At 69.4% G+C, this 25,923-nt stretch carries 22 protein-coding genes; 4 read left to right on the top strand and 18 right to left on the bottom strand.

Annotated elements, in window-relative coordinates; genetic code table 11:
* Nucleotides 1–11 precede the first annotated feature (11 nt).
* The 9 genes from ribBA to JJB11_RS20465 form a co-directional block, all read right to left on the bottom strand.
* Nucleotides 12–1,148, bottom strand: a complete 1,137-nt coding sequence (ribBA, locus tag JJB11_RS20505) for a bifunctional 3,4-dihydroxy-2-butanone-4-phosphate synthase/GTP cyclohydrolase II (protein ID WP_201175890.1) — start codon at nucleotides 1,146–1,148, stop codon at nucleotides 12–14.
* Nucleotides 1,145–1,774 (bottom strand): riboflavin synthase, encoded by a 630-nt coding sequence (locus JJB11_RS20500; RefSeq protein ID WP_201175888.1) that lies wholly within the window; start codon nucleotides 1,772–1,774, stop codon nucleotides 1,145–1,147. The genes ribBA and JJB11_RS20500 overlap by 4 nt, the downstream gene beginning before the upstream one ends.
* Nucleotides 1,775–1,826: 52 nt before the next feature.
* The gene (gene ribD / locus JJB11_RS20495) at nucleotides 1,827–2,921 is read right to left on the bottom strand and encodes a bifunctional diaminohydroxyphosphoribosylaminopyrimidine deaminase/5-amino-6-(5-phosphoribosylamino)uracil reductase RibD (RefSeq protein ID WP_201964982.1); all 1,095 of its coding nucleotides are present in this window, start codon (nucleotides 2,919–2,921) and stop codon (nucleotides 1,827–1,829) included.
* 61 nt (nucleotides 2,922–2,982) lie between these two features.
* A complete protein-coding gene (locus JJB11_RS20490) occupies nucleotides 2,983–8,109 on the bottom strand; it encodes a pilus assembly protein (RefSeq protein WP_201175885.1) in 5,127 nt (1,708 codons plus the stop codon).
* Entirely contained in the window at nucleotides 8,084–8,698 is a 615-nt protein-coding gene (locus JJB11_RS20485; RefSeq protein ID WP_201175883.1) for a pilus assembly PilX family protein, read from the bottom strand. Before JJB11_RS20485 ends, JJB11_RS20490 begins: the two co-directional genes overlap by 26 nt.
* Complete coding sequence (locus tag JJB11_RS20480) at nucleotides 8,692–9,792, bottom strand: PilW family protein (protein ID WP_201175881.1); 1,101 nt, start codon at nucleotides 9,790–9,792, stop codon at nucleotides 8,692–8,694. Before JJB11_RS20480 ends, JJB11_RS20485 begins: the two co-directional genes overlap by 7 nt.
* On the bottom strand, nucleotides 9,789–10,256 hold the full coding sequence (gene pilV / locus JJB11_RS20475) for a type IV pilus modification protein PilV (protein WP_201175879.1): 468 nt from the start codon (nucleotides 10,254–10,256) through the stop codon (nucleotides 9,789–9,791). The genes JJB11_RS20480 and pilV overlap by 4 nt, the downstream gene beginning before the upstream one ends.
* A 10-nt stretch (nucleotides 10,257–10,266) precedes the next feature.
* On the bottom strand, nucleotides 10,267–10,893 hold the full coding sequence (locus JJB11_RS20470; protein ID WP_340643167.1) for a GspH/FimT family pseudopilin: 627 nt from the start codon (nucleotides 10,891–10,893) through the stop codon (nucleotides 10,267–10,269).
* Nucleotides 10,887–11,327, bottom strand: coding sequence for a type IV pilin protein (locus JJB11_RS20465; RefSeq protein WP_201175877.1), 441 nt, complete (start codon nucleotides 11,325–11,327; stop codon nucleotides 10,887–10,889). Before JJB11_RS20465 ends, JJB11_RS20470 begins: the two co-directional genes overlap by 7 nt.
* A 217-nt stretch (nucleotides 11,328–11,544) precedes the next feature.
* Between JJB11_RS20465 and JJB11_RS20460 the strand changes: the two genes are divergently transcribed.
* Both JJB11_RS20460 and JJB11_RS20455 read left to right on the top strand, forming a co-directional pair.
* Nucleotides 11,545–12,282, top strand: coding sequence for an energy transducer TonB (locus tag JJB11_RS20460; RefSeq protein ID WP_201175875.1), 738 nt, complete (start codon nucleotides 11,545–11,547; stop codon nucleotides 12,280–12,282).
* Between the two features lie 87 nt (nucleotides 12,283–12,369).
* Complete coding sequence (locus tag JJB11_RS20455; protein WP_201175873.1) at nucleotides 12,370–12,909, top strand: GspH/FimT family pseudopilin; 540 nt, start codon at nucleotides 12,370–12,372, stop codon at nucleotides 12,907–12,909.
* A gap of 21 nt (nucleotides 12,910–12,930) precedes the next feature.
* Here JJB11_RS20455 and nrdR read toward each other — a convergent pair whose 3' ends face one another.
* The 3 genes from nrdR to JJB11_RS20440 all read right to left on the bottom strand — a co-directional run bounded on the left by nrdR (nucleotide 12,931) and on the right by JJB11_RS20440 (nucleotide 15,679).
* Nucleotides 12,931–13,380 carry a transcriptional regulator NrdR gene (gene nrdR / locus JJB11_RS20450; RefSeq protein ID WP_201175865.1) on the bottom strand — a complete coding sequence of 150 codons (450 nt, stop codon included), beginning with the start codon at nucleotides 13,378–13,380 and terminating at the stop codon, nucleotides 12,931–12,933.
* A 10-nt stretch (nucleotides 13,381–13,390) separates the two neighbouring features.
* Complete coding sequence (gene glyA, locus JJB11_RS20445; RefSeq protein WP_201175863.1) at nucleotides 13,391–14,635, bottom strand: serine hydroxymethyltransferase; 1,245 nt, start codon at nucleotides 14,633–14,635, stop codon at nucleotides 13,391–13,393.
* A gap of 234 nt (nucleotides 14,636–14,869) precedes the next feature.
* Nucleotides 14,870–15,679, bottom strand: coding sequence for a lytic transglycosylase domain-containing protein (locus JJB11_RS20440; protein ID WP_201175861.1), 810 nt, complete (start codon nucleotides 15,677–15,679; stop codon nucleotides 14,870–14,872).
* 821 nt (nucleotides 15,680–16,500) lie between these two features.
* Between JJB11_RS20440 and JJB11_RS20435 the strand changes: the two genes are divergently transcribed.
* A complete protein-coding gene (locus tag JJB11_RS20435) occupies nucleotides 16,501–19,230 on the top strand; it encodes a DUF349 domain-containing protein (protein ID WP_201175859.1) in 2,730 nt (909 codons plus the stop codon).
* Nucleotides 19,231–19,276: 46 nt separating this feature from the next.
* Here the strand turns inward: JJB11_RS20435 and JJB11_RS20430 are convergent, their stop codons facing one another.
* From JJB11_RS20430 to JJB11_RS20405, 6 genes are read right to left on the bottom strand one after another with little or no spacing between them, the layout of a single operon-like run.
* Nucleotides 19,277–20,035 carry a M90 family metallopeptidase gene (locus JJB11_RS20430; RefSeq protein ID WP_201175857.1) on the bottom strand — a complete coding sequence of 253 codons (759 nt, stop codon included), beginning with the start codon at nucleotides 20,033–20,035 and terminating at the stop codon, nucleotides 19,277–19,279.
* Complete coding sequence (locus tag JJB11_RS20425) at nucleotides 20,035–20,823, bottom strand: UDP-2,3-diacylglucosamine diphosphatase (RefSeq protein ID WP_201176144.1); 789 nt, start codon at nucleotides 20,821–20,823, stop codon at nucleotides 20,035–20,037. Before JJB11_RS20425 ends, JJB11_RS20430 begins: the two co-directional genes overlap by 1 nt.
* Nucleotides 20,820–21,323 (bottom strand): peptidylprolyl isomerase, encoded by a 504-nt coding sequence (locus JJB11_RS20420; RefSeq protein WP_201175855.1) that lies wholly within the window; start codon nucleotides 21,321–21,323, stop codon nucleotides 20,820–20,822. Before JJB11_RS20420 ends, JJB11_RS20425 begins: the two co-directional genes overlap by 4 nt.
* A gap of 11 nt (nucleotides 21,324–21,334) precedes the next feature.
* Nucleotides 21,335–21,922 carry a peptidylprolyl isomerase gene (locus tag JJB11_RS20415; protein WP_201175853.1) on the bottom strand — a complete coding sequence of 196 codons (588 nt, stop codon included), beginning with the start codon at nucleotides 21,920–21,922 and terminating at the stop codon, nucleotides 21,335–21,337.
* On the bottom strand, nucleotides 21,922–23,211 hold the full coding sequence (locus JJB11_RS20410) for a L,D-transpeptidase family protein (RefSeq protein WP_201175851.1): 1,290 nt from the start codon (nucleotides 23,209–23,211) through the stop codon (nucleotides 21,922–21,924). The genes JJB11_RS20415 and JJB11_RS20410 overlap by 1 nt, the downstream gene beginning before the upstream one ends.
* Before the next feature lie 18 nt (nucleotides 23,212–23,229).
* Nucleotides 23,230–24,333, bottom strand: a complete 1,104-nt coding sequence (locus tag JJB11_RS20405) for a nuclear transport factor 2 family protein (RefSeq protein ID WP_201175845.1) — start codon at nucleotides 24,331–24,333, stop codon at nucleotides 23,230–23,232.
* 154 nt (nucleotides 24,334–24,487) lie between these two features.
* On the opposite strand from JJB11_RS20405, the gene cysS reads away from it, so the two are divergent.
* Nucleotides 24,488–25,861, top strand: coding sequence for a cysteine--tRNA ligase (gene cysS, locus JJB11_RS20400; RefSeq protein ID WP_201175838.1), 1,374 nt, complete (start codon nucleotides 24,488–24,490; stop codon nucleotides 25,859–25,861).
* Nucleotides 25,862–25,923: the final 62 nt, after the last annotated feature.

The following is a 25,923-nucleotide window of genomic DNA, read 5'->3' as shown; positions in this document are numbered from 1 at the left end:
GAATCCTTCTTCTATGTGTTCTGCGGGCGGGGCGTATAGCCCGCCACTTCGAGGCCATATCCGGCCATGCTGGGCATGCGCCGCGGCGTGCCCATCAGGTTCATGCGGCGCACGCCGCATTCGCGCAGGATCTGCGCGCCCACGCCGTAGGTGCGCAGGTCCATGCGGCCGCGCTCCGGCGCCTGCGCCGAGCGCGCGGTGCCTTCGAATTGCGCCCACAGCTGGTCGGCCGTCTCGCCGCAATTGAGCAGCACCGCCACGCCGTGGCCCGCCTGCGCGATGTGCTGCAGGCTGGCGTCGAGGTTCCAGGAGTGCATCGAGCGGTTCACTTCCAGCGCGTCGAGCACGGACAGCGGCTCGTGCACGCGCACCGGCACTTCCTGGGTCGGCTGCCACTCGCCCTTGACCAGCGCGATGTGCAGTCCCTGGCTCGGCTTGTCGCGCCAGGCGTGCGCCATGAATTCCCCATAGGCCGTCACCAGCGGGCGCTGGCCGACCTTCTCGACCAGGCTTTCGGTGCGGCTGCGGTAGTGGATCAGGTCGGCGATGGTGCCGATCTTCAGGCCGTGCTCGGCGGCGAAGAGCTGCAGGTCCGGCAGCCGCGCCATCGTGCCGTCGTCCTTCATGATCTCGCAGATCACCGCAGCCGGCGTGAGCCCCGCCATGGCCGCGAGGTCGCAGCCGGCCTCGGTATGGCCCGCGCGCATCAGCACGCCACCGTCGACGGCCTGCAGCGGGAAGATGTGGCCGGGCTGCACGAGGTCTTGCGGCCGCGCGTCGCGTGCGACCGCCGCCTGCACCGTGCGTGCACGGTCGGCGGCGGAGATGCCGGTGGTGACGCCTTCGGCCGCTTCGATGGAGACCGTGAACGCCGTGCCCATCTTGGTGCCGTTGCGCGCCACCATGGGCGGCAGGTGCAGGCGCTCGCAGCGCTCGCGCGTGAGCGTCAGGCAGATCAGGCCCCGGCCGAAGCGGGCCATGAAGTTGACCGCCTCCGGCGTCACGTGGTCCGCCGCCAGCACGAGGTCGCCCTCGTTCTCGCGGTCTTCCTCGTCCACGAGGATCACCATGCGGCCCGCGCGCATGTCGGCCACGATGTCTTCGACCGGCGAGACGGCCACGGGTTGGAGGGGGGCTCGTGCGTTCATGCGTCCACCTTTCCGGCGCCCAGCATGCGCTCCACGTAGCGGGCAATGAGGTCGATTTCGAGGTTCACGGCGCTACCGGCCTGCAGCGCGTGCAGCGCCGTGTTCTGCACCGTGTGCGGAATGAGGTTGATGCTCAGCTCCGCGCCGTCCGCCGTGTCGCTCACCGAATTGACGGTGAGGCTCACGCCGTTGACGGTGATCGAGCCCTTGTACGCGAGGTACTTCCCGAGCTCGCGCGGCGCCAGGATGCGCAGCTCCCAGCTTTCGCCCACCGGCTCCATCTTCAGCACGCGGCCGACGCCGTCGACGTGGCCGGAGACGAGGTGGCCGCCCAGGCGGTCCTGCGGGCGCAAGGCCTTTTCGAGATTCACCGGGCCGGGCCGGTCCAGCCCCGCGGTGCGCGCAAGCGATTCGGCGGAGATGTCGATGCTGAAGCGGCCGGCGTTGGCGTCGAGCGAGGTGACCGTCATGCAGGCGCCGTTGAGGGCGATGCTGTCCCCCAGGCCGACATCGTCCAGGTAGCCGGCGGGCGCGCTGAGGGTCAGCCGCTTGCCGTGCTGGCGGGAAGAGCCGAGGTCGTCGATGGCGGCGATGCGCCCGACGCCGGTGATGATGCCGGTGAACATCCGGGCATTTTCGCAGGTTCGGCCGGGGCCGCCCCGCGCCGGCGCAAATGGCCTAGAAGCCGGCCGGTCGGGACACGCGCGCGAGCACGCGCAGGTCGGCGCCGATGCGCTCGACCTCGCCGAATTCCAGGGCGACCGCATCGCTCAACGCAGCCAGTGGCCCGATGTTCACCATGCCCTGGCCCGCCCCGACCAGTTTGGGCGCAAGGTACACGAGGAACTCGTCGACCAGCGCTTCTCGCAGCAGCGAGCCGTTGAGCTTGAATCCGGCTTCCACGTGCAGCTCGTTGACGCCCCGGCCACCCAGGTCCTTCAGCAGCGCCGCGAGGTCCACCTTGCCACCGGGGCCGGGCAGGTGGGTGACGCTGGCACCGCGTGCCTCCAGCGCGCGCTGCGCCTGCGGATGCGCTTCGGCCGCATAGATCCAGACCGGTCGCGCGGGCACCTCGAACAGCGCGGCATGGGGCGGGGTCTGCAGGCGGCTGTCGACGATCACCAGCGGCGGCTGCTGGCCGACGGGGGCCAGGCGCACGTCGAGGCGCGGTTGGTCCTCGAGCACGGTGCCGATGCCGGTCAGGATCGCGCCGGCCCGCGCACGCCAGGCATGGCCGTCGGCGCGCGCGGCCTCGCCCGTGATCCACTGGCTCGCGCCATTCGCCAGCGCCGTCTGGCCGTCGAGGGTCGCGGCGATCTTCATCCGCACCCAGGGCGTGCCGCGCACCATGCGGCTGAAGAAGCCGATGTTCAGGGCCCGTGACTCCTCGGCCCCGGGCCCGACCTCGACGGCGATCCCGGCCGCTCGCAGCCGCGCGAAGCCCTGGCCGGCCACGAGCGGATTGGGGTCCTGCACCGAAGCGACCACACGCGCGATGCCGGCGGCCGCGAGTGCGTCGCAACAGGGGCCCGTGCGGCCGTGGTGGGAGCAGGGCTCCAGCGTCACGTACGCGGTGGCCCCGGCGACGTCGTGCCCGCGCGCTGCGGCGTCGCGCATGGCCATGATCTCCGCATGCGGCTGGCCCGCCGGCTGCGTGCGGCCAACGCCCAGCACCACGCCGTCGGCGCTGGCAATGACGCAGCCGACGCGCGGATTCGGCTCGGTGAAGCCGATCGCTTCACGGGCGAGGGCAAGGGCGCGGGCGATGTGCAATGGGGTCTCCAGAACGGGCGCGGACCCCGCAGGGTCCACGCGCCGGGCCACGATACGGCGATTATTGGCCGTTCAGCTCGCGCCAGGAGAGCCGGCGGGGACTGGAGCCGCTGTTGTTGTACGGCAGGTCCTGGCGCTGCGTGTAGCCCAGGTCCGTGGAGCCGCCGACGACACCGCCGCTGTCAAGGGCCGTGCTGCCGCCGCCCGAGGTGCGGATGATGCCCTCGACGTTGCCGCTCTGCGTCTTCACCACCGACGGGCGCGTCGCGATGCAGGTGCACAGCTCTTCGCCCATGACGTTCTTCGTGCCGGCGACCGCGCCGCCGCTCAGGTAGTCCAGGTAGTAAAGGTAGGACTTGGCGTTGATGGCGGTGTCGGCCCCGTTGCAGCCCTGGATCTGGTCTGCGGTCGCGGACTGCGGCTTGACCGTGGTGAACACGAGCGTGCCCAGGGCCAGCGTGGAGTCGGTGACGGAGCGCTCGCCCGCGATCGGGAAGTCCAGGTACCAGCCGTTCCTGACGCCCCAGTCCACCGGCAGCGACGACGAGGTTCGCACGACCTGTCCCTGGGTGCAGATCGTGGACGGTGCGTCGCTCGGGCAGGTCGTGCTGGTCAGGGTCTGGTGCACGAAGTTGCTGTTGTTCGCGCGCGGCGTGACCAGGAGCGCCCCCGTGCTGCCGGTCAGCGGGTCCTTGATCCCGTACATGCTGTACGTGCTGGTGTCCGCCAGGTCGGACACGCCCAGGTAGCGGCCCGTGCCGATCATCACCAGCGGGAAGTTGTTGGGTGTCGTGGCCACCGTGGGCTTGGCGGTGATCGGCTGGGGATTGCCGCTGGGGTCCTGCAGGTTCACCAGCAGCTGCGCGTCGTAGCCCGGCGTGCCTATCCTGTCGTTGATGTCGAAGCGCCAGACGTTGCCCAGCAGGTCGCCGCCGTACACCTGTTCGATGACGTTGTTGGTGGAAGCCGTGGTGGCGCGCGCCGCGATGCGCGCGAGGCCGCTCGGGCTGCCCGGCGAGCCGGCCGTGTCGGCGATGTCGCGGATCAGCGCCCCCGTGTTGGCGTTCAGCACGTACACGTGACCCAGGCCGTCGGCATTGTTGTAGCCCGAGCTCACGACCACCACCCAGGTCCCGTCCGCCAGCTTGCCGATGCGCGGGTTGCCGTACGTGTAGCCCAGGTTGGTGTTCGTGAACTCCCACAGGTACTTCGGGGCGGCCGGGTCGGTGACGTCCAGCGCGTAGAAGGATTTGCCGCCCTGGTTCAGGCCGCCGACCAGGATGGTCTTCCACTGGCCGGCGGTACAGGTCGTCGACGGCGCGTTCGGGCAGATGTCGCCGACCTCCGGAGTGCCGTCCACGAAGTACAGGTGCTGGTTGCCGTAGTTCATGTCCGCCAGGTGGTAGAGGTTCGGCAGCACCGCGCTCGGCACGAAGGCCCAGCGCTCCATGCCGGTAAGGGCGTCGAACGCGTGCAGCATGCCGTCGTTGGCGCCGACGTACACCGTGGCCGCGCGGTTCGCCATCGCGGCCTGGAAGGCGGAGTAGTTGGCATCCAGGTAGTTCTGCTGCGGCACCTTCACGTAGCGTGCTTCCGAGGAAACGATGTCGCCGAGGATGTGCGCGCGGGTGCGGAAGTAGCCCGTCTCGTTCGTCCGGTCGCCGCGCAGGTAGTTCACCAGCGCCTGCCCCGACGCCGCGGCCTGGGCGGTGCTGCTCAGGCAGGTGGTGCCCGACGAGCAGAACTGGCTCAGGCCGCCGGTCGCGGCACCGGCATTGATGTACGGCGTGCTGAAGTAGGCCTGCTGCGCCGCGGTGAGGGTGGGCCAGGTGAAGTTGACCAGCCCGGACGCGCCGACGGTGTAGATGGTGCGCGTGACCGGCGTGCCCGTCAGGGCCGCGGAGTTGCCGGCATCGATCGTGGTGGAGAAGGCCGAGCCGGAGGTGTAGGCGTTGGTGACCAGGTAGCAGGTGCCGCCCTGGTTGAACACGTCACCCACGGCATAGCTGTGCGTGCCCGCCCACGGCGTCGTCGCGCAATCGAGCAGCCGCATCGCCGACCACTGCTGCGGCGTGAGCGTTCCGTCGGCGTTGAACTGCTGCATGATCAGTTCGCCGAACCAGTCGACCGACTTGTACGAGGAGCTGAACACGTAGTTGTCGCTGCTCGTGACGTTGGGGTTCGAGCTCGCCGCGGCCGCCGCGGTGCCGGGGTTGGGCGTGTTGGCGATCTGGGAGAGCACGTTCGCGAGGGCGTTGGACACGGCCGCCGGGTCCGCGGCGCTGAAGTAGGTGCCGTGTCCGTTGACGGCTGCGTGCCACAGGTCGTCGATGTTCGCCGGCGAGTCGCTGGCCGGCGTCGGCCACGTGCAGGTCGTGCCCGAAGCCTGCCACGGGCAGATGCCCGAGGCCGGGTTGGCCGTGCTGCCGTTCGCCACGTCGTAGAAGTCGCCCGAGGGCTGCTGCCAGTAGTCGGGGACGTAGATGCGGTTGCCGGCCAGGTCGTTCTGGTAGGGCGAGAACACCATCATCCCGGTCGCGCCCAGGCCCAGCGTGTGGGTGGTCATGTGCTGCTTCGGGTTGACGTCGCGGCCGAAGGCCGGCACGTTGTTCGTGCACAGGTCGGTGCTGCCATTGGCCGCGGTGCAGGAGCCGGTCGCGTCCGGGGCGGCCTGGGTCGCGTCGCGCAGGTCGGTGTTGTAGTAGTAGGCGGCGACGTCCGCGAGCGTGTCCGACGTGCCGCCCGAAGCGACGGTGTTGCACTCTCGCGCGGTGGCGATCGTGTAGTTCGGGCCCGTGCTGCGCGGGGCCGGCGAGCACGACGAAGCGTTGGCCCAGTTCGTCCATGCGCTGTACTGGCATGCGGTGTAGGTGCCGTTCGACGCCGGGCTGGTCGCCGTGCAGGAACTCACGTTGGTCCAGCTCTGGTTCGAGCCCTGCGTGCAGTTCGCATACACGGTGGCGTTGCTGTAGTCGCCGCTGGTATACGCGGGCGCGCAGGTGGCGGTGGGCGCGGCGCTTGCGAACGCGTACTGGCATTCCGTGATGTTGCCCCTGGAGTCCGGTCCGGCCGGCGTGCAGGACGACGCGTTGGCCCACGCCGCGATCTCCATCTGCTGGCAGTCCACGCCGGGGCCGGTCCACACCGTGCCGTCGGCGCTGCTCGTGTTGTGGTTCGGGCTGCAGGAGGGCGTCCCGGTCCAGGCCGTCCAGCTCACGTACTGGCAGCGGGTGCGGGTCCTGCTGGAGGTGTCCCAGGTGCAGGAGGTGGTGTTCTGCCACGCCGTCCAGGTGCTGCCCTTGTCGTTGCTGGTGGCGACCTGCAACTGCCCGGTCCGCATCTGCAACTGGCTCCTGCGCTGCTGCAACGTGCCCTTCTGCGCGGACTGCGTCTGCTTGCGCTGCTGCAGCGTGCTGGTGCGCGTCTGCGGCTGCGTGACCGCGCCGTCGTTGTACGGGCGGGCCAGCATGCCGTCCTGGTTGCCCACCATGGTCTTGCCATCGAGCTTGCTGCCCACGCCCTTGTTCGGCGCGTCGGTGTTGGTGTTCCAGTAGCCGTCGGTGGACAGGATCGTGTAGTTCTTCTGGCAGGAGTACTGCAGCGGGTCGACGGCGGTCGTGCCGCGGAATGCGCCCGTGAGCACGCCGCCGTAGTACTGGCCGGCCTGCGCGAGCGCGGAGCGCAGCGGGGTGTTGCTGCCGGGGTTGGCCTTGAACAGCTGCGTGAACCAGGTGAACTTCTGCGGCCCGGTGAAATCCGTGACGTTCACGAAGTCGGCGCCGGTGTTGTTGTTGATCGTGAGGTAGCCCACGCGGTAACGCGTGGTGCCCGCGGCGATATCGGCGTCGGTGTCCAGCGCACCGAAGGCCCGCGAGGTCGCCGACTTCATCATCTGCATGCGCGTGCGGTAGTAGGCCCACCAGTTCGCATAGTTGGTGAGTTCCTCGTCGCGCGTGCAGGTGGTGCCGGCGCAATCCGTGCGGCTGGACGCCTTCGCGGTGGTTCCCGGATAAGGGTAGCTGGAGACCGAGGAGCTGATCGCGGTGCGCAGGTTCTCGCCCGGGACCACGCTGGCGCTGCGCGCCGCGCCGGTGGCCAAGTAGTCCGGCAGCGGGATGGCCGCGCGGGCGAAGCCGCCGCTGGAAAAGCTGGCCGACACGGTGCCGCCCGTGGTGAACGTCGGCGCCGCGGTGGGTACGCCGGGGGCGTAGATCGTGACCGTGCTGCCGGTCGCGACGGCGGAATAGCCGACCGCGGTGCACGCGGTGTTGGCGGGCAGCACGTAGCGGCAGTTGTTGATTTGCGTGGCGATGTTGGCCGCCAGCGTGGGCGTGGAACTGGAGTTGCCCGAGGTTGCCGGGGCGGACAGGATCTGCTTGCCGTCGACGGTGATCGAGCTGATCGCACCGGAGTTGTTCGTGCTGGCAATGGCCAATGTCACGATGCGCGGCGCCGGCATGCGGGGATACTTGTACGTGGTGCTCTGCAGGCCGCGGCAGTTCGTCAACTGCTGGTCGCTGCACCAGCGCAGTGGGGCCGGGTAGGCGAACTTGCCGGCCGGCGCCGTTGCGGCCTGGCAGTTGGTGAGCGCGGGAGAGTCGCAGTACTCGCCTGCCTGCGTCGTGTAGAAGAAAGCGTTGCGGTTGTCCACCAGGTTGGCGGTGCTGGTGCTCTGGACCTTGTAACCGTCGTTCGGCACGGCGGTCCAGCCGGACGTCCTCGCCGAGGTCATGCTCGGATAGCTCGTCGTGTCCTTCGCGCCGCTGCTGGTGAACATCGTCGGCGGCAGGTAGGTGAGGGCCGGGTTGTAGGCGAGCCCGTTGAACGATGCATTGAAGTACAGGAAGGCGGGCAGGGGCGTGCCGCTCCACGTCACGTCGGCGCCGGCGTCGCCGGTGCTCGGGGCCTTGTAGTTGTCCGGGACGTCGTTCGCCCAGTCCGGCAGGTAGTCCCACGCCATGGACCCGGAGTCGTCCAGCACCATCAGGAAGTTCGGGCGGATGTAGACCGTCGACCCCACGGTGTAGGTGGGCAGGGGCACCGGAGAAAGCTGGGTCGTGGCGGACCGCCCCGTCCCGGGCGCGGCCGCCGCGAGCAGGGCGAGCGCTGCGACCGCGCCGGCGCCGTGACGGCTCGCTCGCCGGCGCAGGGCGCGGCCGCGATCACAGGGCGACATGGGCTTGGACATAGCTTTCCGTCCTTCTCGGACCCGACACCCGAACGGTGATCCGGTAGTAGATCTGCGAGGCAGCCTGCAGTTCGACCTCGCCCGCTTCCTGCGCATTGCCCGAACTCTTGGTGACCTTGGGCGACGCCACGCAGAAGCCGCCGGAGCCCGGCGGCTTCGCGTTGGCGCACTCGCGGTGCACCACGTACGAGACCGTGTTGGCGAACTGGTCGGTCGGCAGGACGACCGAGTTGTTGGCGTTGTAGTTGGCGTCCCAGAAGGCCTGCCAGGTCTGCGAGCCGCTCGGGTTGTCCGTGGAGCGCAGGGAGGCGTAGTACCCGTTGCTCGGGTCGTTCGTGTCCAGCGCACCGGCGCTTTGCTTGTCGATGAGCATGCTCAGTGCCTGTTCGATGCCCTTGTCCGCGGCATACGTGGCGGCCTGCTCGAAAGCGATGTTGCCCGAGACCAGCGTGGCCGTATCGACCGAGCGGATCATCGCCACGCCGGCAATCATCAAGGCCACGAGCACGATGAGGGCGACCAGCAGGACCATGCCTCGCTGCGTTGCAGCGCGCACGAGGCGCGCAGGGGAGAAGTGGCGCTTCAGCATCCTGCTTGCGTTCCCATCCAGACGAGGTTGCGCGAGGGCGCAATGTTCTCGAAGGTCCGGTAGCGGTAGCACTGCCAGTCGGTGTTGCTGGAGTTGTCCGGGTTGCGGCTGACGTCGATCGCCAGCGCCTGGTCCGGAGCGGTGGCAGTGGATCCCGACCAGGCCGGCGCCGCGGCCGTGACCTGGTCGCACACGCGCTGCCCGGAGGCGTTGAGCGCGCTCTCGTACTGCGTGTTGCGCGCCACCAGCGCGAAGCGGACGGCGGTCGTGCGCGCCCAGTGGCAGGCGTCGGCAGGCGTCGCCTGATCCCACTGGTCGACGACGCCGTCCATGCCGGGCGCCGTGGTGTCGCGTCCGTACTGCGCCCGCAGGCTGACGATGTTGCCGCTGATGGCCGTCCAGTTCGCCGCGCTGGTGTTGGTGCAGTCCGAGGCCATGTAGTCGCACGACGCGAGGGCGCCATTGCGCACTGCATAAGCGACGATGCGCGGCGCCTGTCCCATGTTGTAGAGCGCGGTGGCGCCCGCGGTCGCGGCGCTCACGGTCACGTCCAGCGCGGAGACCGCCGTGATCCTGGCCAGGACCAGGTTGGCCGCGCAGGAGCCGGGCCAGGCCACCACGTAGTCCTTCAGGTTGAAGGCGGTGGGCGCCTGCACCGTGTAGACGGAGCCCGCCACCGAATAGACCGTGTTGCCTTCGGGCTGGCCGCTGTCGTTGCCGTAGAAGACCAGCAGGCGGTCGGTGTTGGGATCGCCGGGCGGCACGACGGTGCTCGGGTCGGCCGCCGGGTAGATCACGACCGGCGCCATGGGCACGACCTTGCCGTTCGGCAGCGTCAGCCTGCATCCGAGCAGGCCGAGCGAGTTGATCCCGTAGCCGGCCTGCAGCAGGTCGCGCTGCAGCAGGTGCAGCATGACCGCGCCGCTGCTCGTCGCGTCGTTGCCGCCGCTGGTGGTGCGCGAGCGCTGCTCCGAGGTGATGAGCACCTCCATCATGATCACGACGCCGGTCATCGCGATCAGCAGCCCGATCAGCACCTCGATCAGCGAGAAGCCGTGCTCGGCACGCGGCGAGGGCAGGGCGGGCGTGCTCATTGGGCGATCTGCGCCTGGATGTCGTAGCGGTGCGGTGGCGTGGTCGCGCTATCGCTGGTAGCGCGCCAGAACAGCGAGATGGTCACGATGCCCGCGCCGTCGACGGAAACCTGGGGCTGGGTGTCCGCGACGTTGTCCGCGACGCCGGGCAGGGTCGCCTTCACGGTCCCGTACCACGCCCAGTAACCGATGCAGGAACTGCCGCAGCTCTGGTACTTGGCCTGCAGGTTGGCAACATTGCGGTTGTCGACCCACATCCGTCCCATCAGCTGGTCGGCCAGGTACGCCGCCTCGGCCCGGTTCCTCGCGTCGGTGGACTGCTGCACTGCCGATGCCTGCAGGCCGATGATGCCGAGGATGCCGATCGAGAAGATCAGCAGCGCGATGAGCGCTTCGATGAGCATCATGCCGCGCTGCCGGCGCGGCGCCGCGGCACTCGGGTGGAAGCTTCCGGCGGCGGCCATGGCGATGCTCCTAGCAGGCGCGGGGATCGCTGGCGTGCGTGACGGCGGGATCGCACGTGCGGATCTGTCCGGCGGCGGTGACGTGGATCTCCAGGCAGCGGATCTCGCCGCCGGCGCTGGCGCAGGTGCCGCCAGGCCGGCTCACCGCGTACACCGCGGTGTTGCCGTTGCCCAGGGTGGGCGCGATCCCGGAGGTGCTCACGCGGCCCATGGGCGTGAAGGTCAGGTTGCCGCTGGCGCTGAATGCAGTGCTGCCTGCCGACGCGCCGGTGGAGACGACTTCGACCAGGTCGATGCGCGCCAGGCCGGAGCCGTCGCCGGAGTTGCGGGTGCGGATCACGTCCGGGCAACTCACCTCGCCGTTGACGACGGTCGCATCCGGCGTCTCGCACCCGACCGACCAACTGCCCTGCGGCGACACGAGGCTGAACTTCACGTTGCGGTTGCGGCGCAATGCTTCGGTGCGCGCCATGGTCAGGCCGTTCTGCAGCGCACCGGCGGCGTTGCGGACCTGGCGATTCTGGTTCCCCGTGACCAGCGAGGGCGCAGCGACCGCCATCAGCACCGCCGCCAGCGAGATGGCGATCGTCACTTCGACGATGCTCATGCCGTGCTGGCGCGGCCGCCCGCTCAACACTCGCCTCCGGTGCGAGTCACCCAGCAGCTGCCGTTGCCCGTCCAGCCGGACACGCCGGTGACGGTCGACGACTTGGCATTGGTCTGGTCCACCGAGTAGCTGAACCCCGCCATCGAAGCCTTGCCGATCGCGAACAGCGTGTACCCGGTGGCGGTGCGCGTTTCCGCTCCGCCGCTGCAGGTCGTGAAGTCGAAGTACTTGCTGGTCGTCGAGTCCGTGACGCAACCGGCGGTGGCCGGCGCGTAGGTCCGGTTGTCCTGGTAGAACTGCTCCAGCTTCACCCGCATGGCCGCCAGGTTGCCCGTCGCCTCCGGGATCTTTCCGCGCAGGGTGTAGTTGCGGTACGAGGGCAGTCCCACCGCGGCAAGGATCGCCACGACCGCGATGGCGATCATGATTTCGATGAGGGTGAACCCCGCCGACCTGGTCTTCATGCTCCTCCCGGTACCGCGACGCATGTTGCTGTTCGATGCCGATTTGCGCGGAGCATATGTTGTAATCCAAAACGTTTCCAAACGCATTCGATCAGAGGGTCGGGGTGCCTGACGGACGGACGGAGCGCGCGCAGGGGATTCAGGGGTGGCACACACAGCTCGTCTCGGTAGTTGCGGCGGTTCGAGCGACACGCCGGCGCAGTGGCCGCCCGGCCCCGTGCGATCGCTGCTGCCCGCCTTCGCGATCTCGCTGCTCGCCCATGTCCTCCTCCTCTGCGCGGGCTCGGCGAAGCACGAAGGCGGTGCGCACGCGCCGGTGCTCACCGTCACTCTCACGGCGGCCGTCTTTGCGCCGCCATCGCCCGCACCAGACGCGCAGCGGGCACGCCCGGCGGCGGCGCCGACGATGCAACGCCAACCGACGGTGACGCCCAGCGCCAGGCAACTGGCCGGGCGCGCTGCGACCGAAGCACCGGCGGCAGTCAGCGGCGCCACCCGGCTGGCGGCGGCTGCAGCACCGCCCACGGCGCAAGTCGCCCGTGTGTGGGAGCGCACAGCGGCGGCGCTGAAGCTGTCACAGCGGGAGCGTGCCTTCTCCGCCGTCCAAACGATGGACGCGCCCCCGACGCCGCTGTCCCGTCCCGAACTCGGGGACGTGGGGCGCAAGGTCGCGGGTCGACGCCTCCAGTCCAGCGTGTGGATCGCGGCAGACGGAAGCGTCGAGAAGGCCTTCGTGAAGCGCAACGAGATCAGCGACGAAGTCGCCGGCCTGCTCGAACAGGCACTGGCCAGTGTGCGGTTCACGCCGGCACTCCAGGACGGCAAGCCCGTGCCCTCGCTGTTGCAGGCGCGCCTGTGTTTCGACGATGCCGGGGCGCTCGACACCGCGCCGACCGAGTGCCTGCGGCCCGGCGCCGGCGCGGCAGCCGAAGGGGCGTCCGCGGCGCCGCACTGACTCGCACAGGCGCGTTGGTGCTGGATCACTCCGGCGACACGCATTGCTTGCTGTGAACCCGCGCCGCACCCGCCTACCGTGCGGAGCATGAAACAGCACGGTGTCTCGCTCGTCGAATCGGTGGTCACGCTGGCCATCCTGGCCGGAAGCCTGCAGTTCGCGCTCCCCGCCGCGCAGGACTGGATGCAGGCGGTCGACCTGGCGGCCGCGTCGCAGGAGTTCTATTCGGACCTGCAATTCGCACGCGTCGAAGCGATCAAGCGCAACGGCCGGGTGGCCCTGTGCAAGTCAGGCGACGGCGCGACCTGCAACGACCAGGGCGGCTGGGAGCAGGGTTGGGTGGTCTTTCACGACATCAACAACAACGGCAAGGCGGACCCGGGCGAGGAGGTCGTCCGCCGCCGCGAGGCGCTCCGCCCCGGACTCCGCGTGCGCGGCAACCAGAGCGTGGCCGACTACATCTCGTACACGCCTATGGGCGGCACCAAGTCGCGCACCGGCGCTTTCCAGGCGGGCACGGTGGTCGTGTGTCGCTTCTCCGGCGCGCCGACGCCGTCGCGAGAGGTGGTGATCAATGCGATGGGGCGGCCGCGCATGCAGCGGGCGACCGCCGCCACCTGCGCCTAGGAGGCTGCGCCGCGCAGGCTCCTAGCGCCGGATCTCGTCGACCACCGTCTTGAATTCGTCGACGTCCTCGAAGCTGCGGTACACGCTGGCGAAGCGGACGTAGGCGACCTTGTCCAGCTTCTTGAGCTCGCGCATCACGAGCTCGCCGATGCGCGAACTCGGGATCTCGCGCACGCCCAGGTTCAGCAGCTTTTCCTCGATGCGCTCGACGGCACTGTCGATCTGCTCCGTGCTGACCGGGCGCTTGCGCAGCGCCAGGTTCAGCGAGCCGAGCAGCTTCGCGCGCTCGTACTCGATGCGCCGGCCGTCCTTCTTGACGACGGCCGGAAACGTGACGTCGGGGCGCTCGTACGTCGTGAACCGCTTCTCGCAATGGGCGCACTGGCGCCGGCGACGGATGAAATCGCCGTCCTCGGCCATCCGCGTCTCCACCACCTGGGTGTCGGCATGGCCGCAGAACGGGCATTTCATCGCGGCGGGCCTATTTGTAGACCGGGAAGCGGCGCGTCAGGGCGTTGACCTGCTCGCGCACCTTCGCGATGTTGGCCGGGTCGCGCGGGTTGTCCAGCACGTCCGCCACGAGGTTGGCGGTCAGGCGCGCCTCTTCTTCCCTGAAGCCGCGCGTGGTCATGGCCGGCGTGCCGACGCGCACGCCGCTGGTGACCATCGGCTTCTCGGGGTCGTTGGGAATCGCGTTCTTGTTGATGGTCATGTGCGCGTCGCCCAGCACGGCTTCGGCTTCCTTGCCGGTGATGCCCTTGGGACGCAGGTCCACCAGCATCACGTGGCTCTGGGTGCCGCCGCTGACGATGCGCAGGCCGCGCTGCGTGAGCGTCTCGGCCACCATCTGCGCGTTCTTCACCACCTGCTGCTGGTAGGCCTTGAACTCGGGCGCCAGCGCTTCCTTGAAGGCGACGGCCTTCGCCGCGATCACGTGCATCAGCGGGCCGCCTTGCAGGCCGGGGAAGATGGCGCTGTTGATCGCCTTCTCGTGCTCGGGCTTCATCAGGATGAAGCCGCCGCGCGGGCCGCGCAGGCTCTTGTGCGTGGTGGAGGTCACGACGTCGGCGTGCGGCACGGGGTTGGGATAGACGCCGGCCGCGATCAGGCCGGCGTAGTGCGCCATGTCGACCATGAGGATCGCGCCGACTTCCTTGGCGACCCGCGCGAAGCGGGCGAAGTCGATGTGCAGCGAATAGGCGGAGGCGCCCGCGATGATCAGCTTCGGCTTGTGCTCGCGCGCCTTGCGTTCCATTGCCTCGTAGTCGATCGCTTCGTCCTTGTTCAGGCCGTAGCTCACGACGTTGAACCACTTGCCCGACATGTTCAGCGCCATGCCGTGCGTGAGGTGGCCGCCCTCGGCCAGGCTCATGCCCATGATGGTGTCGCCCGGCTTCAGGAAGGCGAGGAACACCGCCTCGTTGGCCTGCGCGCCCGAATGCGGCTGCACGTTGGCCGCCGCGGCTCCGAACAGCTGCTTGATGCGGTCGATCGCGAGCTGCTCGACGATGTCCACGTACTCGCAACCGCCGTAGTAGCGCTTGCCGGGGTAACCCTCGGCGTACTTGTTCGTGAGTTGCGTACCCTGCGCCGCCATCACCGCGGGCGAGGCGTAGTTCTCGCTTGCGATCAGTTCGATGTGCTCTTCCTGGCGGCGGTTCTCGGCCTGGATGGCGGACCAGATTTCGGGGTCGGTCTGTTGGATGAGGATGTTGCGGTCGTACATGGCAGTCCTAAGGTTCCCTGTCGGCTGACGAGGGCTGCCCAGGCGAACGGCGGGACGCGAGTACGGCCGCCGTCGCGATCCGGCGCGAGCGTCGCATCGCAGCGGCCGCTGGCCGCCGGTGGGTATATCCGCGGTACGCTCCCCAGTGGTTGTGATCTCCACGTCAGCGCCGGCCGCCCGGGCCGCACGCCTATCGCCAGTCGCGTACGGTAGGAAGTTTAACGCAGGGCCGGCTCAGACCGCGGGAGTCGTCTCGTCCGGCTTGCCGGGACGCATGGCATCCACCGGGGTCGCGGTGCGCAGCGGTTGCGGCGGCGCCAGCGGCACCGCCTTGCCGGCGGCGACGGCCTGCAGGCGCGCGTGCTCGGCCATCACCTTCTCGGCGTATCCGCCGTCTTCGGACAGCAGGGCGGCACCGACGTAGAACTTCAGTCCGGCCTGCGTGGAGCCGGCGCGCTGTATGCATTCCTGCAGCACCTTGGCCCCGACCCGCAGGTTCGTGACCGGGTCGAAGGCGGCGAGCTTGCCGCCGAAGTTCTCGTACTTGTCGCTGTGCACGCCGGTCATGACCTGCATGAGGCCCTGCGCGCCCACCGGGCTCTGCGCAAAGGGATTGAAGCTGGACTCCACCGCCATCACTGCCAGCAGCAGCAAGGGGTCGATCTTGACGCGACTGCCGGTCTCATAGGCTTCCGCTACCAGGGCGCTCAGGGGCTCCGGCGCTACGCGGTACTTCTTGCTGAGCCAGTACGCGACGGCAGCCTGCTGCTTGGGCAGGTCCTTGGGGTTCAGCGCGGTGGCCCGGTCGATCGCATCGAGCTCGGGCACCACGCCCAGTTGCTGCGCCTGCCGCTGGTGCAGCCACGCGACCAGCTGGGACTCGCCGGCCTGGCGCAGGTCGGGCCGGGCGACGAGGGTGAGGCAGGAGAACACCACGGCCAGTCCCACCACGGCGAAGCCGTTGTGGGTGATCTCGAAGAAGCCTTGGGCGATGTCGCAGAAGAACGTCTGCACGCCTCGGGCCAGTTTTCCTAGCGCTGTCATAGCACTTCCTTTCTACGCGGGGTGCCGCGTGGTTTCGTTCGCCAGGGGCGAACTCACCGTCGGCTCCTCGTTTGGATTGGTACGCTGTCGGCTCGGAGGCTCTCGCATGGAGAGCCTGTCACGGTCCGACTCGCCGGGTTCGGCAGCGGGTTTCTGGTCGTTCCGGCCGCTTAGGGGTCCAGGAACCGGCGGATTCTAGGAAGCCGCCTAATGCCAGGTCAAGGATGTTTAGCTCATTCCTTATGCGAATGGGTTGGAACAAGGGCCTCACTTTACCGCTGAGGCACCTCCGGGGTCCGTAGGCTGCGGCCGACGTGCCGTGTCGGGGACCGACCGACAAGGGTCCCGGCACTATGACTTTGCTAGCGGGCCGGTCGGCCGTTCAGCCCGGCAACCGCTTGTCGGTGCATGGCGCCGGTGCCTGCCTTCTGTCATGTTCTTCGTCATGCCCAGGAGCCGCCCCAATGGAGCTCGGGAACGCCATTGAAAAACCGTATTGGAAAACGCGGCGGTGCTGGCCTAACTTGGCAAGGCCTGAGCGATCAGGTGTCAGCCGGTAGGGCCACGCTCTGTGGCAGCCCCGGCCCCACTTGGAAGCAATCTTTGCTTCCGGCGCGATGCGGCCATCCGGTCCGTGTCGCGAACCCAGCGGCAGCGACATCGGGCGCGCCGCCAAGCCCGGCAGGCAGCTTCAGGCTCCTGGCCGGGCTTTCTCTTTGTGCGCGGCGCCGCACTGCTTGCACCATGCCTTCGTTTCGCGGCGAGAATAGGCGCCTCGCCCCCCGCCCCGGGGGCTTTCCTTTCCCCACCGAAGACTTGCAGTGAGCACCTTGAAGACCCACGACACCCAGGCGCTGGACGCGCTGACCGGGGGTGCCTTTTCCGCGCCGACCTCGGGCGAGCGCGCCGCGCGAGTGCGCGACTGGCTGGCCGCCGAACCGAGCGCCGAGCAGATGCAGGAGGTGTTCCGCGAGCTGAGCGCCCGCGACAAGGGCGCTGCCCGCCCGCTGCGCGAGAAGCTCGACGAGATCAAGCGCGCCAAGGGCCAGGAAGCGATCGCCGCGGAATGGGCCGAGAAGGGACGCACGCTGCTGTCGCAGCCGCGCCTGAACATCGCCGACGCGATGGCCTGGCAGCGCGACGCGGCCAAGGCCGGCGCCCCCCTCAGTCGCGAACCGCTCGCCGGCGTGAAGACGCAACTGGCCGACCGGGTGAAGGGCATCGAGGACCTGCAGAACCGCGTCCAGGTCCAGCGCGAAGCCGCCGTGCTGCTCGCACAGCGGATCGAGGTGCTCTCCACCAAGTCCTGGAAGGACGCCGAGGCTGCCGCCGAGAGCTTGCGCGCCGACGTCCCGCAGTGGCAGGCGCAGGCGCAGGCGCTGCTCGAGGATTCCAACTGGCCGAGCGTCGAGCCCCGCTTCCCGCCGCTGCTGGAAGCTTCGCGCAACCAGTTGCAGGTGGTGTGGGACGCCTTCCAGAGCGCGCTCGCCCAGGCGAGCGCCGCCGCTACCAATACAGAGGCGCCCCTGCCGCCGGTGCCGGTGTGGGCCGACGAGCTGCGCCAGGCGCGCGGCCTGCCGGCCGAGGCCGCCCCTACCAAGCCTGCGCGGCCCAAGGTGGATCCGGAAGTGCGGGCCAGGGCCAACCAGGTCGTGGCGGAAGCGCTGGCCAAGGTCGAACAGGAAGTCGCGCAAGGCCATGGCAAGGCCAGCGCCGGCGCAGCGAACGCCTTGCGCAACGCGCTGAAGGAACACGGCAAGCTGCTGGACGACAAGCTGGAAGCGCAGGCGCATGCGGCGCTCGGCACGGCCACCGAGCTGGAAGGCTGGCAGCGCTGGCGCGCCGACCAGCTGCGGCAGGAACTCGTCGCGAAGGCCGAGGCCTTGTTCGAGCCCGTCGCGCCGGCGACGCCGCCCGCAGCCGCCACCGAGAACACCGCAGAGGCCGCGCAGGCCGAAGCGCAGGCCGTGTCCCCCGCCGCGGCGCCGGCCGCACCGGTCGCGCGCAAGCCGCGCTATGGCGGCCGCAAGATGCAGGAGACGCTGCGCGCCTTGCGCGAGCAGTGGAAGCAGGTGGACCAGGGCGGCCCGCCCAACCACGCGCTCTGGAAGCGCTTCGACGAAGCTTGCAACGAAGCCTACAAGGTGGTGCAGGAATGGCTGGACAAGGTCAAGACCGAAGCCGCCGAACACCGCGCCGCGCGCCTGGCGCTGATCGAGGAAGTGAAGGCCTGGGCTGCCGCCCACGCCGATGCGCCCCAGGGCGACTGGAAGTCCTTCAACCGCGCGCTGCACCAGTTCTCCGACCGCTGGCGCGAGGCGGGGCACCTCAGCGAGAAGGCTTTCGCGGAACTGCAGCCGCAGTGGAAGGAGGCGATCGGCCACGCCGCGGCGCCCCTGGAAGCGGCGCAGAAGTCCAGTATCGAACGGCGCAACGCGATGATCGAGGAGGCGAAGGTCCTCGGCGATGCTCCCATGCTGCGCATCGACGCCGTGAAGTCGCTGCAGCAGCGCTGGCAGGCCGAGGCGCAGACCGTGCCGCTCGATCGCAAGCAGGAGCAGAAGCTCTGGGACGCGTTCCGCAAGCCGATCGATGACGCGTTCAACCGCAAGACCCAGGAACGCGAGAAGGCCGCGGCGGCCATGAGCGGACGCGATCGCGCCGTGCTGGACGCATCGCGCGCCGTCGAGGAAGCGACCGCCAGCGGCGACGCGCAGAAGATCCGTGCCGCGATGGCGGCGCTCGAACAGGCGCTCAAGGCGCGCGATGACGCCGATGCGGCCGCCGCTGCGGCGCCGGCGCCCGCGCCTTCAGGCGATGCCGTGGCCGCCGAGGCAACCGCCGAGCCCGCCGAAGGCGAGGCGGCCGCCGCACCCGCTGCGCCGGCCAAGCCTGCGAAGCCGGTGATCGCGATGCGTGGCGACGACCGTCCCGGTGCGCGCCGGCCCGAGACGGCTGCGGCCGGCCGCGGCAAGTTCGATGCGCGCCGTCCGGGGCCCGGCGGCCGGGACGACCGTCGCGGCGCTGGCTTCCGGAGCGACCGCGACGACCGTGGCGGCGGCTTCCGCGGCGGCGAGCGGGAAGACCGCGGTCCCCGCCTGGGCGACACCGCATTCCGCGCCCAGCGCGATGCGCTGGAACACGCGCAGGCCGCGCTGCGCAAGCTCGCGGCCCAGGCGCACGGGGAAGCGTTGACCCAGCTGATGACCGCGTGGGAGCAGCGTTCGGGCGAGCAGGTGCCGAGCCACCAGGAGCTCGGACGCGTGGTGACGCCGCAGGTGCGCCAGGCGTGGGTGCAGGCGCTGGCCAAGCCCGGCGCGGGCGACGCCTCCGACCTGCTGCTGCGGCTGGAGATCGCCGCCGACGTACCCACGCCGGCGGAGCAGATCGCGGCGCGCCGCCAGATGCAACTGCTGCTGCTGACGAAGCGGCACGAGCCGGGCCCGCAGGAAACCTGGGGGACCGACGTCGCGAAGGTGCTGGCGACGGCGTACGACGCCGCAGCGGCGCGCCGGCTGCAGAACGCGCTGAAGAACCTGTTGCGGCGCTGAGTCGCGAATGCGTTCGCCGGGGGCGCGCATCACCGCGCGCCCGGTGTCAACGCCGTGGGCGGAAGAAGCCGTCGAACAGGGTCGTGAGCTCCGGGAAGTCCTTGGTGAATCGCGACCGGTTCACGAAGTAGGCTTCGCACGCTACGGCGAAGAACTCGTCGAGCGCCGTGGCGCCATAGTCGTCCAGCCAGGGAGTCGCGCCGCCGAAGCGCTCGGCGACCTTCACCTGTTCGCAGAACCTGGCGTAGCTGGCTTCGAGCACCGCCAGCCAGTGCAGGCGCGCGGCGCGCGACGGCAGGGGCGGGCAGCCGTTGGCAGCGCCGTCGCGCAGGTCGATCTTGTGCACGAACTCGTGGATGACGACGTTGAACCCGGTTTCGGCGGTGCTGCCCGCGTGCGCCACGTCGTGCCAGTTCAGCATCACCGGCCCGCCCTCCATGGTCTCGCCGGCGAGGACTTCGTCCCAGTCGTGCACGATGCCGGTGTCGTCGACCGTCGTGCGGCGCGCCACCACTTCATCGGGATGCACCACGATGCCGACGAAGTCGTCGTACCAGGAAAGTCCGAGGTGCAGCACGGGAAGCACGGCCTGGGCGGCGATCGCCAGCGCCATCTCGTCGGTGATCACCAGTCCACCGGCGCCATGAAACTCCTTGCGCGCGAGGAATTGCGCCGACATGTCGCGCAGCCGCACTAGCTCCTGCGGCTCGCGCTCGGCGAGGAAGGGATAACGGGCCAGCGTGGCCTGCCACAGCGCGTCGGGCAGGTCCGGCGCGCGCGGGCGCCGGCGCAGCCAGCCCCACATCACGCCAGGGGGACGCGCTCGCTGTGGCCGTCCGCGTGCAGGCGCAACGCCTGCAGCCGGGGCGGCACGCCCGCGGCGTCCCAGTCGCTCAGCACGATGCGCCGGCGGGTCGCATCCAGCGCGTGTTCGGCGGGCCGGTGCGTGTGGCCGTGCACCAGCACGTCGGCGTTGGCGGCGGAGAGCCACTGCAGTGCGGCGGCGGTGTCCACGTCGGGATACTCTCGCCCCGAGCGCTTCAGCTGCTCGCTTTCGGCGCGCATGCCGCGCGCGACCTGCTGGCGCGCCGCGAGCGGCTGCGCGAGGAAGGCGTGCTGCCACGCCGGATTGCGGACCTGCTCGCGGAACGCGAGGTACTCGGTGTCGGCAATGCACAGCGCGTCGCCGTGCGACAGGAGCCAGCGGCGCGGCCCGAACACGAGCACCGTGGGGTCCTGCAGCAACTGCACCCCGGTGGCTTGCGCGAACTGCGCTCCCACCAGGAAGTCGCGGTTGCCGGCGAGGAAGAACACCGGCATCCTGCGCGCGGTCGCGCGCAGGATGTTCGCGCATTGCTGCTCGAAGCCTTCGACCTCGGCGGCGTCATCGCCGACCCAGGCTTCGAACAGGTCGCCGAGGATGAACAGCGCATCCGCGCGCAGAGCCGCCATGTAGCGCTGCCAGGCCGCGAACGTGGCCGGGTCGGAAGCCTGCAGGTGCAGGTCGGAGATGCACTCGACGCTGCGCCAGCCGGCCGGGGCGCGCCATTCCTGCGCCGCCGGCGCGCTGGCAGCGGCAGCCCCCGTGTTCAGACCACGACCGCCTTTTCGATGACGACGTCCGTCTTGGGCACGTCGCCGTGGCCGCCGCGGTTGCCCGTCTCCACGGCCTTGATGCGGTCGACGACGTCCTTGCCGCCGACCACCTTGCCGAACACGGCGTAGCCCCAGCCCTGCGGCGTGGGCGACTTGTGGTTCAGGAATTCGTTGTCGGCGACGTTGATGAAGAACTGCGCCGAGGCGGAGTGGGGCGCCGAGGTGCGCGCCATCGCGACGCTGTACTTCTCGTTCTTCAGGCCGTTGTTGGCCTCGTTCTCGATCGGAGCGTCGGTGGGCTTCTGGCTCATGCCGGGCGCGAAGCCGCCGCCCTGGACCATGAAGCCATCGATGACGCGGTGGAAGATGGTGCCGTCGTAGTGGCCCTTCTTCACGTAGGCGAGGAAGTTGGCGACCGTCTTCGGTGCCTTCTGCTCGTCGAGTTCCAGCGTGATGACGCCACCGCCCGCAATGTGCAGTTCGACCTTGGGATTCATGAAAAACCTTTCTATTTGACGATCGTCGCCGACTCGATCACCACGGGGGTGAGCGGCACGTCGCTGTACATGCCGGAGCTTCCGGTCTGCACGCCCTTGATCTTGTTGACCACGTCCATTCCGCTCACCACGCGGCCGAAGACCGTGTAGCCGGGCGCGTTGGGTCCGGGGGGATCGAGCGTGCGCGTGTTGTCGGCGACATTGATGAAGAACTGCGAGGTCGCCGAGTTCGGGTCGCTGGTGCGGGCCATGGCGATCGTCCCGACCTCGTTTCGCAGTCCCTTGGCATAGGCATCGCGGCCTTCGTGGACCACCGGCGGGCGGGTCTTCTTCTCGACCATGTGGCGGTCGAAGCCGCCGCCCTGGATCATGAAGCCGTTGATGACGCGGTGGAAGATGGTGCCGTCGTAGTGCCTGTCGCGCACGTACTCCAGGAAATTCGCCACCGTCTTCGGTGCCTTGTCCGGATAGACCTCGACGACGAAATCGCCGGCGGTGGTCGCGAACTTCACCTTGGTCGCATCGGCCGCCCAGACGTGGACGGCGAAGCAGCCGGCGGCCAGGACAGCGGCCGCCATGCGGCGCGTGAACACGGGCATCAACCAATCACTCCTTCGAAGAAGATCTTCCACTGCGGTCCCTGGCGGACCCAGTACTGCCTCTTGACCGGCCCCGTGCGGGAGCCCGCGGGCACCTCGCCGAAGGTTACCACCATGGTGTCCGCGTTGTCGGTCCAGCGCAGCAGAGACAGGTCCTTCATTTCGATCTCGCGCCCGCGCATCTTGCCGAGCTCGACCTTCATCACGCCGGTCCAGTCGGAGAGCGACTTGCCGTTGACGTTGAAGTCGGGCGTGTAGAACGCGAGCAGGCGGTTGACGTCGCCGCTGGCCTTGGCATTGCGCCAGGCCTGCAGCACGTCGTTGAAGTGGCGGTTCTCGGCCTGCACGCTCGCGGGCGGCACCCAGCGCAGGGCGGGCGCGATGACCACGGGCGTCGTGCGAATCTCGACGGTCCGGATGATGCGCTCGAGGTCGGGGTTGGCGAGCACCACGCAGCCGTCGGTGGCCTTCGGGGCGCGCGAGAACTGGGCGGGCGGCGTGCCGTGCAGCCAGATGCCCCGGCCGGTCTTGCCGCGGCGGGCGTCGTACGGATTCGGGTAGTTGATCGGCAGCGCGCCCGCGCCGTAGAAGTCCTTCAGCGACTTCGGGTCCAGATTGCTGGTGACGAAGTAGACGCCGAGCGGCGTGCGCATGTCGCCTTCGGCGGACTTCTCGATACCGGACTTGCCCACGGAGATGTAGTAGTCGGCAACCAGCTTCAGGCCCTCGGGCCCGTTCTCGAACAGGTACAGGCGCGCGCGCGACGTGTCGATCGCGATGGCGTGCTTGTTCTGCGCGGACAGCTGCAGGAACTGCGCCGGGATCGCCCCGGCAGGGGGCCGCTCGCGCAAGGCGCGCATGCGCAGCTGCGACTCCTCGCGCAGTTCAGCCAGCGCCTGCGCTGCGCTCTTCGCCTCGCCTTCGGGCACGTCGCCGAAGGCGCGCACCGGACGCGCCTGCGACGTCAGCAGGTCGCCGTAGACGAGCTGCGCGAGCCCGAAGTTGGGATGGTCCTTCACCAGGGCCTCGGCCTTGAGCAGCGCCGCGCGCGTGTCGGCCTTGCCAATGAGCTTGTAGATCTCGATGAGGCGGGCTTCGGCCTGCCCGTCGCGGGGGAGCGCCACCTTGGGTGCGGGCCGATGAGCCACCGCAGCGGCGTGCCGCGCGGGTGGAGAGGCGAAAGCGAAGGCGGAGGGCAGCAGCGAGGCTGCGATCCAGAGCGCGGCAAGCGCGCGGCGCTGCCGGAGAGACCCAGGGGGGAGGTTCAACTGCACAACCTGCGCCGCCATCGTCGCCGCCTCGGCGCCTCAGGCGCCGGAGCTCTCCCGGACGATGGTCCAGTGCTCGCCGTTCCTCACGAGGTCCAGCGTCTTGTGGCTGGAGATCTTCAGCCCGTCCGCGCTGTAGTTCTGGTGGAAATGCGCGACCGCCTTGTTGCCGGTCACGGCCACCTTCAGGTCGCTGAGCTGCACCGAAATCTGCTTCTTGCCCAGGATGCGGGAGCGGCGCTCGGCCTCCCACGCCGCACGGGACTGTTTGCCGGGCGGGTCGAACTCCTTGCCGTACGAGGCGAGGTAGGCGTTCATGTCCTTGGAGGACCACGCGTTCGCCCAGGCATGGACCGCGGCCTCGACCTCGCGCGTGCCGGCCGCAGGCGCTGCCGCCGTGGCGGCGGGTGCCGAAGTGGGACCGGACGCAGCGGCTGCGGCGACGGCGGGAGTGGGCGCAGGTGCCGGATGCGCTGCAGCGACCGGCGCAGCGGCAGGAGCAGCGCGCGGCGCCGGGGCCGCAGCGGGCGCTGGCGCCGGCTTGCCGGCGGGGGCAGCGGCGGGTGCCGCAGCGACGGTGGTCGCACGCGCCGCCGGCGCGGCCGCGGAGGTGCGGGTGCCGACGGAGAACAGCTCGCGGATCAAGGCCAGCTTCGGCTGCACCTGCGTGTTGTTCGCATCGAGCTGCAGGGCGCGTGTGTACGCCTGGCTCGCGAGCTTCGCGTAGACATCGCCGAGGTTCTCGTGCGCGGTGGCGTAGCTCGGGTTCGTGCGGATCGCCATTTCGAGGGCGGCGCGCGCCTTGTCGAACTGCCCCTGGCCGGCGTACAGCACGGCGAGGTTGTTGTACGGCTCCGGCAGCTCCGGGTAGTCCTCGGTCAGCTTCTGGAAGGTGGCGATGGCCTCGGCGGTGCGCCCCGCCTCGGTGAGCACCACGCCCTTGATGAAGCGCATCTGCGGGTCCTTGGGCTTGCCGGCGAGGTACTGGTCCGCCTTGTTCAGCGCCTCGGGCAGCTTGCCGGAGCGCATCAGCTGGTTGACGTCGCCGTACTCGTCGGCGTGGGCCGCTCCGGCGGCCAGCAGGGCGAGGCTGAGGACGGCGAGTCCCAGGGATTTGGGAATCCGGATGCGCGAAAGCTCCATGGACCTCTTCTTCCTACGCGGGCAACAATGTGACTACAGGGGGCTATATACTGCGGGCCGATTGTAGCCGTGGGGCCGCGCCGCGGCTCGGCATCTCCCCTCAGAACAACACCCTGCGCGCGGCACCCGGCATCCTCGGTGCCACGAGATTCCAATGAGCCTGCGCATCTACAACACGCTCACGCGTGCTCTGGAGGAGTTTTCCCCGATCGAGGCGGGCCACGTCCGCATGTACGTCTGCGGCATCACCGTCTACGACCTGTGCCACGTCGGCCATGCGCGCGCCTATGTCGCCTTCGACGTCGTGCGGCGCTGGCTGGAGGCGAGCGGGTGCCGCGTGACGTTCGTGCGAAACATCACGGACATCGACGACAAGATCATTCGCAGGGCGGTGGAAAACGGGGAGACTGTCCGGTCCCTCACCGACCGCATGATCGCCGAGATGTACCGGGACTTCGACGCGCTGGACATCGGGCGCCCCACGCATGAACCGCGTGCCACCGAGTACGTGCCGCAGATGCTGGACATCGTGCGCAAGCTCGAGTCCAAAGGGCTTGCCTACCAGGCGAACGGCGACGTGAACTACGCCGTGCGCCGCTTCCCGGGCTACGGCAAGCTGTCCGGCAAGACGCTGGACGAACTGCACGCGGGCGAACGCGTCGCCGTCGCCGAAGGCAAGGAAGACCCGCTCGACTTCGCGCTGTGGAAGGCCGCCAAGCCGGACGAGCCCGCCGATGCGCAGTGGGACAGCGGCTATGGCCGCGGCCGGCCCGGCTGGCACATCGAGTGCTCCGCGATGTCCTGCGCCCTCCTGGGCAACACCTTCGACATCCACGGCGGCGGCGCCGACCTGCAGTTCCCGCACCACGAGAACGAGATCGCGCAGAGCGAGGGCGCCAACGGCGTGCCGCTGGCGAACGTCTGGATGCACAACGGCTTCGTCAACATCGACAACGAGAAGATGTCGAAGTCGCTGGGCAACTTCTTCACCGTGCGCGACGTGCTGCGCAAGTTCGATCCGCAGACGCTGCGCTTCTTCATCGTGCGCTCGCACTACCGCAGCCCGATCAACTACAGCGACGTCCACCTCGAGGATGCGCGCGCCGCGCTCAAGCGCCTGTACACCGCGCTCGACGCCGTGCCGCCGGCCGGCGTGACGGTCGACTGGGACGAGCCGTACGCGGCGCGCTTCAAGGCGGCGATGGACAACGACTTCGGCACGCCGGACGCGGTCGCGGTGCTGTTCGAGCTGGCGGCGGAGGCTAACCGCACGCGCTCGCCCGAGCGCGCCGGCCTGCTGAAGGCGCTGGGCGCCACCCTGGGCATCCTGCAGGGGGAGCCTAAGGCGTTCCTGCGCGCGGGCGCCAGCCTGGACGAGGCCACGATCCAGGAGCGCATCGCCGCCCGCGCGGCCGCCAAGAAGGCGAAGGACTTCGCCGAGGCCGACCGCATCCGGCAGGAACTGCTGGCGCAGGGCATCGTGCTGAAGGACTCGGCGGCCGGCACCACGTGGGAAGCGGCGCAGTGAGCGCCGCCCGGCCGCCCGAAGGCGCTCGCCCCCTCCGCTTGCGGAGGGGGGAGGCGAAGGCC

The organism is Ramlibacter ginsenosidimutans (genome assembly GCF_016654015.1).
Classification (GTDB): domain Bacteria; phylum Pseudomonadota; class Gammaproteobacteria; order Burkholderiales; family Burkholderiaceae_C; genus Ramlibacter; species Ramlibacter ginsenosidimutans.
This window is presented reverse-complemented; position numbering and strand designations above follow the sequence as displayed.

What these genes read in the sequence shown, in the direction of transcription:
- JJB11_RS20405 (WP_201175845.1), bottom strand. Translation starts at nt 24,333, where the DNA reads ATGGAGCTTTCGCGCATCCGGATTCCCAAATCCCTGGGACTCGCCGTC.
- pilV (WP_201175879.1), bottom strand. Translation starts at nt 10,256, where the DNA reads ATGGCCGCCGCCGGAAGCTTCCACCCGAGTGCCGCGGCGCCGCGCCGG.
- JJB11_RS20500 (WP_201175888.1), bottom strand. Translation starts at nt 1,774, where the DNA reads ATGTTCACCGGCATCATCACCGGCGTCGGGCGCATCGCCGCCATCGAC.
- JJB11_RS20415 (WP_201175853.1), bottom strand. Translation starts at nt 21,922, where the DNA reads ATGCCCGTGTTCACGCGCCGCATGGCGGCCGCTGTCCTGGCCGCCGGC.
- JJB11_RS20420 (WP_201175855.1), bottom strand. Translation starts at nt 21,323, where the DNA reads ATGAATCCCAAGGTCGAACTGCACATTGCGGGCGGTGGCGTCATCACG.
- cysS (WP_201175838.1), top strand. Translation starts at nt 24,488, where the DNA reads ATGAGCCTGCGCATCTACAACACGCTCACGCGTGCTCTGGAGGAGTTT.
- JJB11_RS20480 (WP_201175881.1), bottom strand. Translation starts at nt 9,792, where the DNA reads ATGAGCACGCCCGCCCTGCCCTCGCCGCGTGCCGAGCACGGCTTCTCG.
- JJB11_RS20430 (WP_201175857.1), bottom strand. Translation starts at nt 20,035, where the DNA reads ATGTGGGGCTGGCTGCGCCGGCGCCCGCGCGCGCCGGACCTGCCCGAC.
- JJB11_RS20465 (WP_201175877.1), bottom strand. Translation starts at nt 11,327, where the DNA reads ATGAAGACCAGGTCGGCGGGGTTCACCCTCATCGAAATCATGATCGCC.
- nrdR (WP_201175865.1), bottom strand. Translation starts at nt 13,380, where the DNA reads ATGAAATGCCCGTTCTGCGGCCATGCCGACACCCAGGTGGTGGAGACG.
- ribBA (WP_201175890.1), bottom strand. Translation starts at nt 1,148, where the DNA reads ATGAACGCACGAGCCCCCCTCCAACCCGTGGCCGTCTCGCCGGTCGAA.
- JJB11_RS20485 (WP_201175883.1), bottom strand. Translation starts at nt 8,698, where the DNA reads ATGCTGAAGCGCCACTTCTCCCCTGCGCGCCTCGTGCGCGCTGCAACG.
- glyA (WP_201175863.1), bottom strand. Translation starts at nt 14,635, where the DNA reads ATGTACGACCGCAACATCCTCATCCAACAGACCGACCCCGAAATCTGG.
- JJB11_RS20490 (WP_201175885.1), bottom strand. Translation starts at nt 8,109, where the DNA reads ATGTCCAAGCCCATGTCGCCCTGTGATCGCGGCCGCGCCCTGCGCCGG.
- JJB11_RS20455 (WP_201175873.1), top strand. Translation starts at nt 12,370, where the DNA reads ATGAAACAGCACGGTGTCTCGCTCGTCGAATCGGTGGTCACGCTGGCC.
- JJB11_RS20440 (WP_201175861.1), bottom strand. Translation starts at nt 15,679, where the DNA reads ATGACAGCGCTAGGAAAACTGGCCCGAGGCGTGCAGACGTTCTTCTGC.
- JJB11_RS20410 (WP_201175851.1), bottom strand. Translation starts at nt 23,211, where the DNA reads ATGGCGGCGCAGGTTGTGCAGTTGAACCTCCCCCCTGGGTCTCTCCGG.